Below are 13,216 nucleotides of genomic sequence, written 5' to 3'. Positions count from 1 at the left end.
CATGACAATACATCAATTTCAGCCTGATCTGCCACCTCCTGCTAACACCGTAGGCCTATTAGGGTGGCTTCGCAAAAACTTGTTTAACGGTCCAATCAACTCGGTAGTTAGCCTTGTCCTTATCTACATGGTAGCGTCATTGTTGTGGGCCATATTTGATTGGGCGATTCTCAATGCAGACTGGCTAGGCAGTAGCCGAGATGATTGTTCCCGCGAAGGTGCATGTTGGGTGTTTATCAGCGTGCGCTGGGATCAGTTCATGTACGGTTTCTATCCACAGCAAGAGTTGTGGCGTCCTCGCCTATTTTACATTACGCTCGCAATATTCACCGTTTTACTGGCCTATGAAAAAACACCGAAAAGAATTTGGATTTGGTTGTTTTTTATCAGTGTTTACCCCTTTATTATTGCTGGCTTAATTTATGGTGGTGTATTTGGTCTTGAAGTAGTCGATACACACAATTGGGGAGGACTGCTTGTTACCCTCATCATTGCTTTGGTTGGGATTGTAGTCTCACTGCCAATTGGTGTCATCCTCGCATTGGGCCGACGCTCTGAAATGCCCATTATTCGAAGTATTTGTACTGTTTATATCGAAATATGGCGCGGTGTCCCTCTGATTACGGTACTGTTTATGGCGTCAGTGATGTTACCCCTTTTTCTAGCCGAAGGCTCAGAGACAGACAAACTGATCAGGGCTCTAGTCGGTGTCGTGATGTTCAGCGCGGCTTATATGGCGGAGGTTATTCGCGGTGGTCTTCAGGCAATACCAAAAGGTCAATATGAAGCAGCAGATGCTCTTGGCCTAAGTTATTGGAGAAAAATGGGGCTCATTGTCCTCCCACAAGCATTGAAGATTACTATTCCCTCTATCGTTAACACTTTTATAGGCCTGTTTAAAGATACCAGTCTTGTACTGATTATTGGTATGTTTGATGTGCTCGGTATCGGTCAAGCAGCAAACACTGACCCTGAATGGTTAGGGTTTGCCACTGAAAGCTATATTTTTGTCGCGTTAGTGTTTTGGGTTTTTTGTTTCGGTATGTCGAGGTATTCGATGTGGCTTGAAAACAAACTGCACACCGGCCACAAACGATAAACACCACGCTCAAGGACGTATTATGACGAAACAACATGATGACATGATTCAAATTACTGATATGAACAAGTGGTATGGCGAGTTTCATGTACTAAAAAATATCAACCTAAATGTTAAAAAAGGCGAAAAGATAGTTATCTGTGGTCCTTCCGGATCCGGAAAATCGACCATGATTCGCTGTATTAACCGTTTGGAAGAGCATCAAAAGGGTCAGATTATCGTTTCAGGTAATGAGCTGACAGAAGACTTGAAAAACATCGAAGCAGTGCGCAGAGAAGTCGGTATGTGTTTTCAGCACTTTAACCTATTCCCTCACCTTACCGTGTTGGAAAACTGCACATTGGCACCGATTTGGGTTAAGAAAATGCCTAAAGAAGAAGCTAAAAAAGTGGCGATGCAGTACCTAGAAAGGGTGAAAATACCCGACCAAGCCGAAAAATACCCCGGTCAGCTGTCTGGCGGGCAACAACAACGTGTCGCCATTGCTCGTTCACTATGCATGAACCCGCAAGTGATGTTGTTTGATGAACCCACATCAGCATTGGACCCAGAAATGGTTCGTGAAGTTCTCGATGTGATGGTGGAACTTGCGAGTGAAGGTATGACTATGCTTTGCGTTACACACGAGATGGGGTTCGCCAAAGAAGTGGCCGATCGCGTCATCTTTATGGACGCTGGCGAAATCATTGAAGAAAGCAATCCTGTTGATTTTTTTGAGAATCCTCAGTCAGACCGGACACAAAATTTCCTCGCACAAATTTTAAGCCACTAATAAGCAGAAACGGCAACAAAGGAGCGACCTATTCGCTTCTTTGTCTTTTGTTATATTATGTTACATCTTTCAATGTCCATCATGTTATAATTCAATTACTATTTATCCATTACATGTTTGACAGGGCTTGAGTTTTCGGCTTCCCGCCCTCATAGATGTAGATATAAACAAAAATCTTTGCGAGGAACATTATGAACAGTCCTATGTTTACAAAGCCATCAAGTGTGAGAAACACGCTTGAAATCAATAACACGCTGAAAAATACCTACTTCTTGCTTTCCATGACATTGGTAACAAGCGCGATTGCAGCGATGGCGACAATGGCTTTGGGCCTGTCTTCTATCGTCGCACTTGTCATGCAGATTGCCGCAATTGGTATCCTTTTCTTCGTTATTCCCAAAAGCATTAACTCATCAATGGGAATCGTCTGGACGTTTGTCTTCACTACGCTCATGGGTGGGGCTCTGGGCCCAATGCTTAATCACTACGCAGCGATTCCTAATGGGCCATCAATTATCGCTCAAGCTTTAGGTTTGACTGGCATGGTCTTCCTTGGCCTTTCTGCTTACACTATTAGCAGCAAAAAAGATTTCTCTTTTATGCGCAACTTCCTTATCGCTGGCCTAGTGATTGTTATCGTCGCAGCGATAATCAACATCTTTGTTGGTTCCACATTGGGTCAGTTAGCAATAAGCAGTATGTCTGCCTTGGTTTTCTCTGGATTTATTTTGTATGATACTAGCCGAATTGTTCGTGGTGAAGAAACAAACTACGTGAGCGCAACTATCTCAATGTATCTCAATATTCTTAACCTGTTTACTAGCCTACTCAGCATATTAGGTATTATGAACGACGACTAATCGTTAGTTTTGTCTAAAAAGCTCGAAGGGTATGCCTTTCGGGCTTTTTCTACTCTTGTAGACCATAGCCTAGCTGCGCTACCCTATGGCATATACTTATTGTCTTGAGCAAAACCATGTTTGAATACAACGGCAAACAGATTGAAACTGACTCGCAGGGCTACTTACTCGACCATCAACAATGGGAAGAAGGTATGATTGCTATACTAGCGAAACAGGAAGCAATCACTTTAAGCGAAGCACACTTGGAAGTAATACATTTTGTTAGAGAATTCTATGAGGAATTCAACACATCTCCTGCAGTACGAATGTTGGTTAAAGCGATGGAGAAAGCACACGGGCCAGAAAAAGGAAATAGCAAATATCTTTTTAAGTTGTTTCGTCAAGGGCCAGCTAAGCAAGCGACAAAGCTCGCCGGTTTACCCAAACCTGCAAAATGTCTTTGATCAATTCAAAGGATTTCAAAACCTTCAAACGCATGATATGACGTTGGCTCTGATTTAACAGAATCAACGCAGGACGTTTTTGGTCCGATTTTCAACCATTTGGCCATCTCCGCAATTTGCACCTCCGTCCCACAGACAACCACTTCGACATCCCCATTACTGAGATTTTTTGCATAGCCTGTGAGCCCATAAATCAACCCTTGATAAGAGGTATGATAGCGAAAGCCAACCCCTTGTACACGACCAGTTACAGTAAACTTTTCGCACCTTAGATTCATTATCACACCTCAAAAATAGGGGAAATAACCACCCCGTTTATATGTCGCCAGTTAATTATGAAAGATTCCTGGCGACTCTGCCCAATTTTCACAGCTAACGATGACGCATTAATGACGTCGGCTCAGAGTTTAAAGACAACCTTTACGAGAACATTTGGCTCCGCTTTTATTTGCTTTTCAATGTCACTTCAATGAAAATACTCCACCTTTCAGAATCAACCGATTGAGCACATAAATGACGCCAGCAATTTATCTTGAAAAAGGGCGCGATAAGTCCCTAAGACGCATGCACCCTTGGATTTTCTCTCGTGGTATTAGCAAAGTGGAAGGGGCACCTTCCTTGGGAGAAACCGTTGACGTCTTCGCTCATGATGGCCAATGGCTTGCCAAAGCTGCCTATTCACCTCATTCCCAGATTCGAGCACGTATTTGGAGTTTTGATAAGCTTGAAATAGATCAACGTTTTTTCGTTCAACGTCTTAAAGATGCCCTTCTATTACGCCAAGAAGTCATCGAAAGGGATGGTCTGTCTGGTTATCGACTTATCGCAGCGGAATCCGATGGTCTCCCCGGCATCACCATAGATAAATATAAAGATTATCTTGTCTGTCAATTACTCAGTGCCGGTGCTGAATTCCAAAAGGAAACCTTGGTCAAGGCCCTAAATGAAGTCTTTCCAGAGTGTCATATCTATGAACGTTCTGACGTCTCCGTGCGATGTAAAGAAGGCCTAGAAGAGCGGACTGGGGTATTATATGGCGAGACCCCTCCTGACTCTGTCATCATTGAAGAGAATGGTGTCAAGATCAGTGTTGATATTGTCAATGGCCACAAAACTGGCTTCTACCTCGATCAAAGGGATAGCCGACAGCAATCTATGAAGTATGTTAAAAACAAACAAGTTTTGAACTGCTTCTCCTACACTGGCGGATTTGGTCTTTACGCTCTAAAAGGCGGAGCTGAACGTGTCATTAATGCCGATGTCTCTCAACGCGCTTTGGATACCGCTAAAGAAAATGCCGTGATCAATCAGTTCGATATATCCAAAAAACGCGCTGTATTCTTAAATGCCGATGTTTTTAAATTGCTGCGCGAATATCGAGAACAAGGTACTAAGTTTGATGTCGTTATCATGGATCCACCTAAATTTGCTGAAAGTAAATCCCAACTCAATGGTGCGTGCCGCGGATACAAAGATATCAATATGCTAGCGATGCAAATACTTAACCCCGGTGGAACGCTACTGACTTATTCTTGCTCTGGTTTAATGGAACAGACATTATTTCAAAAGATCATTGCTGATGCGGCTCTGGATGCAGGACGCAAAGTGAAATTTGTCGAGCGCTTTGAACAGGCCGCGGACCATCCTACTGATACCGCCTACCCCGAAGGTTTTTATCTAAAAGGTTTTGCCTGTAAAGTGTTGTAAGTCTTTATTTATCAAACCATTTAAAAAGGGCCTTTCGGCCCTTTTTACTTTAATGACTATTGCTATCGTAAACCTTGAGCAAATCATTGAGAATCGCACTTTCATTCGTAATGGAACCATCAGAGATATAATTGCTGTATTGAGCAGCAGCATCCTGAAGCACCACTTCTTGTAGGTTTTCTCCGTCGGTAATCGTCAATTTTAAATCGGCGTTAGAGGAGTCATCTCCGCCTTCTAGCGCAATAGACACTTTTTGTTGTTGAAGTAAGCTGTCGACCGTGTCGTCAGCATCAGTGTGGAGGAGTTCCGATAGATCAATCTTGTCTTGCCCAGTAGTAAAATCAGCAATAACATCGCTTTCTCCATCACGTATACCTGACCCCTGATCAACGTATTTAAAAATATCAGTGTCTTCTCCGCCGGTTAGAATATCATCACCAAGACCACCAATAAGAATATCATTGCCTTGACCACCACTTAGACGGTCATCGCCACTGCCACCGCGGATACCATCATTGCCTTCTCCGCCATCCAATGCATCATTGCCGGAGCCTCCAAACATGATATCGACACCACCTTGGCCGTAAACATGGTCATTGCCTCCCCCACTGTGGCCTATATCAATGTGTGCCGCACTAAACTGTGAACTACTCAAGGCACTGTCTTCACCATCATTTGAGTTCTGGATATGTTCCATATCTGAGCCTGAAGCGAAGATCTGCATATTGGTGTTCGCAAGTTCTGTGTTTGCGTAGCTATCTCCTGAAGCATGACTGTCTCCAAGATAAATAGTGTCATCACCTGATCCTAGGAAAACATCGTCGCCAGCTTGCCCGACATCGACCACCAAACCTTGTTTATGCCCAGATACTAATTGGTTGTCGTGACCTGCTGGACTTTGACTCCAGAGTAGCTGTTCTGCAGGGTGCCCAAAATAATTGAGTCGAACATGATCAACAACGTCGCCTTCAGATTTAATATCAGGGATGACATTGACGCCATCGATAGAAAATGAAAGCAAGCTATCACTCGTGTCACCATCATTATCTTGAATGGTGTAGTAGAAGTCCAAGCCAACTGGCTTGTTGTCTGAAGCCCCAAAGAATTCATAGCGACCATCATCGAGGTCAATGACCAGTGAATGTTTGGAATCTACAAAAATGCTCAACGTGTTAGTCGTTGGGTCAAATTCATAAGAAACTCTATCCGTCAGGGCAGAACTGGTTATTGTCGTTCCGTCGAATGAAAATGACACGTCGCTAAAAGTGATGTGGCTAATAAAAGCACCATCAGCGCCTTCTCTACCAGCCAGTAAATCACCAGTGACTGGTTCTACTGCTGATTGCAATAATATTGGAGGCAGCTGAGAAACATCCGGCACGATCACCGCATTAGTATTTTCTTGATGGTAACCATCATAAGCAACGGGGTTGAGTTCTTGAGCAGAAATGTCATTGCCAATGCCATAAGCAAGCGCCGTTACTTTATTTTCAGCAAGGTGCTCGATCCACCATCCTTCTTCAGTACCATCAATATTGTTCGGGTTGCGCCAATCTGAGCCCGTTGGTTTTCCATCGGATAAAAAGTAACTGACATTGTTTCCGTTGTAGACTTGATCAGACTGATTTTCATCCCAACGAACATTGGCGGTCCAAATAGCGTCGTCAAAATCGGTCCCTCCGGATGCTCGCAAACCATTTTCTATAACGTCAATCGCGGCAGGCACCGATAACCAAAATGAACCGTTCATATAGTGAGTAGAACTGCTTGAGTTAAAGGTAACGATTTGCACCCGAGTTTCACCAAGCGATTCATATTGACGAAGTAATTGAACAGCAGACTCTTTCATGACTTGCAAACGTGACTTCCCATTACCCGCTGAGCCAGACATGGAACCAGACACATCAAGAATGAACTGAACATTTGCGCCCACCTTAGTGCTTGAACTTACATCGTGATGAACCCGTTGCGATTCTGGTGAATCATCTTCTATACCAACTGTAATGGTGCTATGCCCTGACGACGAGCCATCAGAAACAACCACTGGAATATCAAATTGTTCGACATCTTCACCATCTGCGCGACCATGTTTTACGGGGGCAAGTAATTCAATATCGTAATCGCCCAAATCATTCACAGAGGCTCTTATCGCTACCTCATCCGGTGTATTTAAATCACCATCCAGATTAGCCACGCCTTCCAAGGTCTGCTTATCTTCACTAAGAACCCAAGTAATTAGAGCATTTCCCGAAAAGAGCGTTTCCGATGGCAGTCCAAGGCTGACGGCCATATCATCACCATTCTCATCATTAAGAGTCAACCTGCCTGATACAACTGTGTTGTCGGTAGTGTCTTGCCCATCAAGGCCATCATTATCAGTGAGGCCTTTATTCAGACCTTCCTCTGACAATCGTACTGTCTCATCTTCGACGGTCGGTGCATATTGAACAGGATAAACCGTCAATTCAAATTCACCTGTCACTTCATGTGGACTATCACCGTCACGCTCGTCCGATATAGCCCGAACAACAACTTGATAAGTATCTGGCTGATCGACCTTGATCATAAGTCCATCTAGGAGCGTATTTACTGTGCCACCTAAAGACAGCCACTCTGAAACATCAACTTCTCGGTTGTTGCCTACCATTAATTCACTGTCTCCAAACTTCACAACCGAGCCTTCAGGAAGACCAGACAATATTAAGGTTAGCGTTTCCGAACCATCCCTATCCCCCAATTGAGTCGCTATGTTAGAAGTATGAATAAAGGTACTTTCTAGTCCCTCGTTGGTATCAAACACAGGAACATACCCTCCTTCACCAGAGGCATGTTCTACCGCGTTACCTAGGTTCATTTTTCCGTCAAGCATAGACACATCGGGTACGACATCAAAATTTGAAGCATTCAACGCCAGAGCGCTATTACCTCCAACGGCAATATTGATGCTCAGGCTGCTAGGACCCGCTTCGTTATCATGAAAAGCTGTCATTGAATACCAACCCGTCACTGATGCAACAAATTCAGAAGATTGGTAAGTCCCGCCGTCACCCCATGTCTGAGAAACGAGAGTTTCACCACCCACTTCAAGCCTGAATGAGTCATCTGATTGACCACTAAATGTATAGCCTTCACCTGCCTCTAGGTAAATCAAACCCGATAATTTGCTCGACACATTAGTAATATGGGGAGCGTGTTGATTGGCAAAGTCTGGGTTTTGTACGACTTCGACTGACGTAGGCGCTCCGGCATTTTCAATGGCCTGCTCCAATGTGTTGGGGTCCACACCATTGCCACTATTGTATGGTAGATTTAAGTCGTTCCACTGCTCAAGTTTCAGGCCTTGGCTGACCTCAACGTTAGGCGTTTCAATGATTAATCTCGCGGCATCTGTGTCTGGTGTTATATCCACAGACATGGTTGCAAGTGAGCTTTTATTAACACCATCGAAGGCAAAGTAGTCAAACTCAGCATAATCTGGAAGCTGATTACCAGTGGGAGCGTCTATCTCATCCAATGAAGAGGTACTCGATGCATTAGATACTGGCACAAATATAAGTTCATTCGCCTCAATTTGCGCTTGGCTCACGGAGTAACCTAAGCCAATGACGTCGCTTGTCAACTCAACCCAGGAAGACCCATCGTAGACATATAGCTGCCCAGCAGCTGGTTCACTGGTAATAACCACTGACAATGGAGAGGAATCAGAGTCGGATGTATTAAAGTCATCCCAATGAAAGATAATGGTTGAATCTTCTTGCCCAATCACATGGGCATTCGTGGCTTCTGGCGACGCATCATTATCGATAATCAACGCAGACCCTGACTGCCCGCCGACTTCAATCGTAAAAGATTCAGAGAATTCATCTAACGTATCGTCGAGTGTGGATACGCTGATTGTAAATGTGGTCACACCTGCTGGAACGCGTAACTGCCCACCCTCTGCTACGACGCCGTGAGTAAAGGTTACGTTATCAGTGAAATCTGTCCCAAGTTGTGCTGAACCGGATTTAAGGCCCCATTCATAGGAAACAGTCTGGTTGCTTGGATGACTTAATTCAACGTTAAAGGTCGCGGTCTCACCTTCTGACACATTGGAATCCGCCGACGTTATGCCAGTCACAGCAGGGACACCATCAACATCCTCAATCAACCCAACAGCTGATTCGCCACCGACACTTAAGGAGTAACTTTCACTGATGGCTTCATACATGCCATCTGACAGAGTCGGAATCAGTATGCTGAAGTCCTTGACACCAACTGGCACTACCACTTCTTTAGTTTGTGAGTCAAAAGTCACACCATTGGTAAACTGAGCTTCTGACAAATCAACGTCACTGCTATCAGCTGTATCGGAATTTGAGTCACCGAATAGAACTTCAAACCTCACTTCTTTCAGTGTACTGCCATCTAACGTTACTTTATAAACAAGGTTATCACCTTCTTCTACAGAGGAGGATAGAAGTGACAAGCCATCGACACTAGAAGGCGCTGGCGCTGGATTCACAATCACCGCCACTGACGCCTCCGAAAATCCACCGTTATCATCAGTAATTTGGTAGTGGAACTCTGTATTTCCTACAAAATTGTCATCCAAGTCAAAATAAACAACCCCATTTTCTATTCGTGCTTCACCATGTTGTTCACCAAAGACGTAGGTTATTCGTATTGCGTCATTATCTGCATCTGAATCATTAGCTAACAACTCAGAAACAGGTATTTTCAGTTCCGCCCCTTGATTAACCGCATAGGCACCCGCTACATTCTCTGCTTTAAAGCCAGTGAGGAAAAAATCCGAAGAATCATTACCTCTCGCTGGTGTATTTACAAAATCGAGCGATTCAAATACCACTGAATCAAACGCTTTACCATCGAGATCGATACTATAAGTGCCTGTAGAATTTCCTGTATTGGCAACAAAAGTGTCACTGGCAACAGCTACTCCATCTAAGTAAGCAACCCATTTGCCTTGCTCGTGGTTGTTTGCCCCACCTTCGTTCTGATACAAGTTTGAGACCTCGAAACTAAACGTCGTTGCTGACTTCGTTAAGTTAATTTCAAGTTTCTCAGATTGCCCGTCTTCTCGATTAAATTGTATTTGCTCGCGAATCCCGCCGTTTTCGTGACCGCTTACACCGCGTTTTTCACCAACCGTAGTGATCTCTCTATCAGCCCCTTGATAACTTGCCGTCATTGTTGCTGCATCACTTAACCAAGAGCCTTGATTAAACGACCCTAAACTGACATTAAACCCTTGCGGATCATCAACAGCGACAGGCGCTTCATTGGCCTCAACCAAATTAACGGTAGATACGTTGCTGACATTACCATCGCTGTCGACCGCTCTATAGTCAAAACTATCGCTTATCTCGGTTTCGATATAGCGAAGCTCCCAATTACCTGGGCCGCTGGTCGACAATTCGATACTTGTAATCTCGGCTCCATCTGGTATCGAGAAACCATCAGATGGAATCGTCAATTCGTGGAACAGATCAGCATTTCCTGAGGATGGTTTTTGATACTCAAAAGTCTCACTTCCGCCAATGAAACTGACGGTGACAACAACAACCGATTCATTGTTATTACCAAGATCTTGCTCAAAATACCCGCCAACGCCATCTAATCCGAGAGTGACAGATCCAGCGGGTCTTGATTCAAAATCAATCGACAAGCTTTCACCTTGGTTAATTCCCTGATTACCACCAATACCAATGCCATGACCAACATGATTGGCACGACTATCTCCACGATATTGGGTTAAATCACCGCCGGAGCTTGTTATGGTCACTTTATCATTGCTTCCAAGGTCAAGCACCCGAGTTGCGCCGTCAACCTTAGTCCCCCAATTGTAGAAATCGACCTGACTCGGTCCTTGATCAGGCTGATCAAGAGGTTGATCATCTTTGGCGTTATGCAGGCCGAGCACAAAACCTTGCGCTTCGCTGTTAGGTTGATATTCGATAAAATCAGGGTCAAATACCCTACCGTTCCTATCACCACTCTCTGAATAAAGATCGCTACTCGTGATAGCAACACCATTATAAAATAGCGTTCCGTGTTGCGGTAATTCTGAAATAACAACACCAATCTGCTGACCTGATGCATCATCTTCAACGTCAGAAATATGATCACGATTGGGTTCTGAATGGTGGTCAAACACAATTTGGGTACGGCCTGTACTGGCGATGTTAGCAGAGAAATCCTCAGATTCTGGCCCGTTATCTTTGCTATCGTTTATCACCACAGATTGTTCGGCACTAGAAGTATCTAACGCTTCAAATACGTTTTGACCACCGCTTTCTATTGAACTGACGCGAACAGTAAATGCTTGTCCTTGCTCATAGGTATTGTCTTGTACAGTATTAACATTAAATGTCGCAGAGCTTTCTCCCTGCCCAATGTTGACTTCAAGAATTTCAACGATGTCTTGGTTGTCCGCATTGATATACGAATATTCAAGCTTGACGACACTGTCTTCAGGAACTGGTTCAGTCAGCTGAATAGTAAAGTCCGTTGTCGCTTCACCTTCAAAAACATCATTTGGCCCAGATAGAGTGGCAGTAACCAAGTCCTGATCCACTGGGCTGGTTTCATCAATGATGCTTGCGTTGGTAGACACACTAGGGTTTTGAACGAAACCACTGGTGGTACTCACCGCAAACGTCATTGTCTCAGAGACTTCAAGTAAACTGTCGTCCTTAACTTTAACAAACAGTTCTAACTGTTCCGTACCTGTGGCAATCGTCAGCTCCGAGAGTTCCTGTTCAGAAAGCACTCGATAGCCAGCCCCATCTTTGACGTAGATGCTATCTTCATAATCTATCCCCTTACTAGCGGTATCCCCAAAGCCACCCAAATGAATATTAAGTGCTACATTTTCAGAGACTTGTTCGTCCAAACCGATGACAAAAGAGAGATAGCTATTATCTCCCTCTGTCGCAGGGTCGCCAGCCGTAATCGACATCTCGGCTACCGCTAATACATTGGCATTAATAGTGATTTCATCCGTTCCACCCTTTCCATCGAAGACCCGTACCACGAATGAGTCATCACCGTTAAATTGAGGGATTGGAGTGTAGGTCCACTCACCATCAGCTTGGATAGTCACCGAGCCGTTTTGCGGTTGTTCAACCGAAAATGTTAGGTCATCGCCATCAACATCCAAGGCAGGGACCTTTCCTGAGATTGCTTGGCCTTCTTTCGTCAATGTGCTAATCGCGACGCCATCAGCAATCGGAATACCATCTTCAACAAAGACCGGGGCATCATTAACAGGAGTTACGTTGACGGTCGCCGTGGCCGTGTCAAAACCGCCGTGACCATCACTGATCTGATATTCAAAACTCGCTTCACCCGTGAAATTGGCGTCCGGTGAAAAGACCACATTGCCATTCACTAGACTCACCGTTCCATGAGTCTCACTCGTCCCCTGAACGCTCACTATGCTTAAACGGTTTCCTTCTACATCAAAATCGTTGCTCAGGAGTGTGCTGGCATCGATCGTAAAGGCGGTGTCCTCTTCCGTTGTTAACACGATTGGATTGATGCCTGTCACTATGATGTTGTCTATAAAGGCACCATACGAATCCGATGCACCATCCCCTGCAAAGCCCAGTGCTGTAGTCCCACCCGGCGCACTAAATTCACCCGTTACCTGATACCAACCGTTCGCATCGGGTCCTGTTATCGAAACATGCTCACCTTCATCTGATGACACGCTACCATCAGCATGCAAGGTTACCGTTATTGTCCCAACCGTCAACGTCATATCTGACGATGAGTTACCATCCTGACGAGGGTTGTAATCAAACTCAACACGAATGCGCTCATGCGTCGAGGTATCCAGCTGCGTCGTTATTGCCGTGTTCCTGTGTGGATCAAGCTCCGCATAGAAATCGCCATCAGACGCATCAACAATCAGACCATCGCGTTCAATTTCAAGGCCATTGCTCATCTCCCAAACACCTGATGGGTCTTTGGTCACGACCGTCCAGCGATCCGGTGAGGCCATATTTTCAAACGACTCCGTGAGCAACACCGTTTCAATGGTTTGCGTGTAGGAATCATCCGTGGCGATCGGACCGTCATTGCTGCCTTGGATCGTGACCGTGACACTGCTGGCGGTGCCATCAATCGACGTCACTGCAAAGGTTTCTTGGACCTGTTGGCCAACATTCAACTCATCAAAGGCGCTGTTGGCGGTGAACGTCCACGCCCCATTGGCGTCAATCGCAAAGGTGCCATACTCGCCGACGTGAGTGTTGGCGTTAAATTGGTTGTCTGGATTGTCCACGTCCGTGGCCGTCAAGGTGCCGCCGGTGCTTAAGGCTGTATC

The 13,216-nt window shown here is 44.9% G+C and carries 7 protein-coding genes; 5 read left to right on the top strand and 2 right to left on the bottom strand.

Going from position 1 to position 13,216, the window contains the following annotated elements:
* The first annotated feature begins 1 nt into the window (after position 1).
* The 4 genes from HLM86_RS15030 (at position 2) to HLM86_RS15015 (ending at position 3,177) form a co-directional block, all read left to right on the top strand.
* On the top strand, positions 2-1,099 hold the full coding sequence (locus HLM86_RS15030) for an amino acid ABC transporter permease (protein WP_170883600.1): 1,098 nt from the start codon (positions 2-4) through the stop codon (positions 1,097-1,099).
* 22 nt (positions 1,100-1,121) lie between these two features.
* Positions 1,122-1,871, top strand: coding sequence for an amino acid ABC transporter ATP-binding protein (locus HLM86_RS15025; RefSeq protein ID WP_076588085.1), 750 nt, complete (start codon positions 1,122-1,124; stop codon positions 1,869-1,871).
* Positions 1,872-2,062: 191 nt separating this feature from the next.
* Complete coding sequence (locus tag HLM86_RS15020) at positions 2,063-2,731, top strand: Bax inhibitor-1/YccA family protein (RefSeq protein ID WP_076588088.1); 669 nt, start codon at positions 2,063-2,065, stop codon at positions 2,729-2,731.
* 116 nt (positions 2,732-2,847) lie between these two features.
* Positions 2,848-3,177, top strand: coding sequence for a TusE/DsrC/DsvC family sulfur relay protein (locus HLM86_RS15015; RefSeq protein ID WP_076588091.1), 330 nt, complete (start codon positions 2,848-2,850; stop codon positions 3,175-3,177).
* Between the two features lie 5 nt (positions 3,178-3,182).
* On the opposite strand, the gene yccX is transcribed toward HLM86_RS15015, so the two are convergent.
* Positions 3,183-3,455, bottom strand: a complete 273-nt coding sequence (gene yccX / locus HLM86_RS15010; RefSeq protein WP_170883599.1) for an acylphosphatase — start codon at positions 3,453-3,455, stop codon at positions 3,183-3,185.
* Between the two features lie 235 nt (positions 3,456-3,690).
* Between yccX and HLM86_RS15005 the strand changes: the two genes are divergently transcribed.
* The gene (locus tag HLM86_RS15005; RefSeq protein ID WP_170883598.1) at positions 3,691-4,884 is read left to right on the top strand and encodes a class I SAM-dependent methyltransferase; all 1,194 of its coding nucleotides are present in this window, start codon (positions 3,691-3,693) and stop codon (positions 4,882-4,884) included.
* A 49-nt stretch (positions 4,885-4,933) separates the two neighbouring features.
* Here the strand turns inward: HLM86_RS15005 and HLM86_RS15000 are convergent.
* The coding region (locus HLM86_RS15000) for a tandem-95 repeat protein (protein ID WP_170883597.1) at positions 4,934-13,216 on the bottom strand (8,283 nt) is incomplete at its 5' end.

It is taken from the genome of Vibrio ostreicida (genome assembly GCF_013074385.2).
In the GTDB taxonomy this organism is placed as follows: Bacteria; Pseudomonadota; Gammaproteobacteria; order Enterobacterales; family Vibrionaceae; genus Vibrio; species Vibrio ostreicida.
This window is presented reverse-complemented; position numbering and strand designations above follow the sequence as displayed.

Coding starts and splice junctions, on each gene's coding strand:
- HLM86_RS15015 (WP_076588091.1), top strand. CDS start 2,848: ATGTTTGAATACAACGGCAAACAGATTGAAACTGACTCGCAGGGCTAC.
- HLM86_RS15020 (WP_076588088.1), top strand. CDS start 2,063: ATGAACAGTCCTATGTTTACAAAGCCATCAAGTGTGAGAAACACGCTT.
- HLM86_RS15025 (WP_076588085.1), top strand. CDS start 1,122: ATGACGAAACAACATGATGACATGATTCAAATTACTGATATGAACAAG.
- HLM86_RS15005 (WP_170883598.1), top strand. CDS start 3,691: ATGACGCCAGCAATTTATCTTGAAAAAGGGCGCGATAAGTCCCTAAGA.
- yccX (WP_170883599.1), bottom strand. CDS start 3,455: ATGAATCTAAGGTGCGAAAAGTTTACTGTAACTGGTCGTGTACAAGGG.
- HLM86_RS15030 (WP_170883600.1), top strand. CDS start 2: ATGACAATACATCAATTTCAGCCTGATCTGCCACCTCCTGCTAACACC.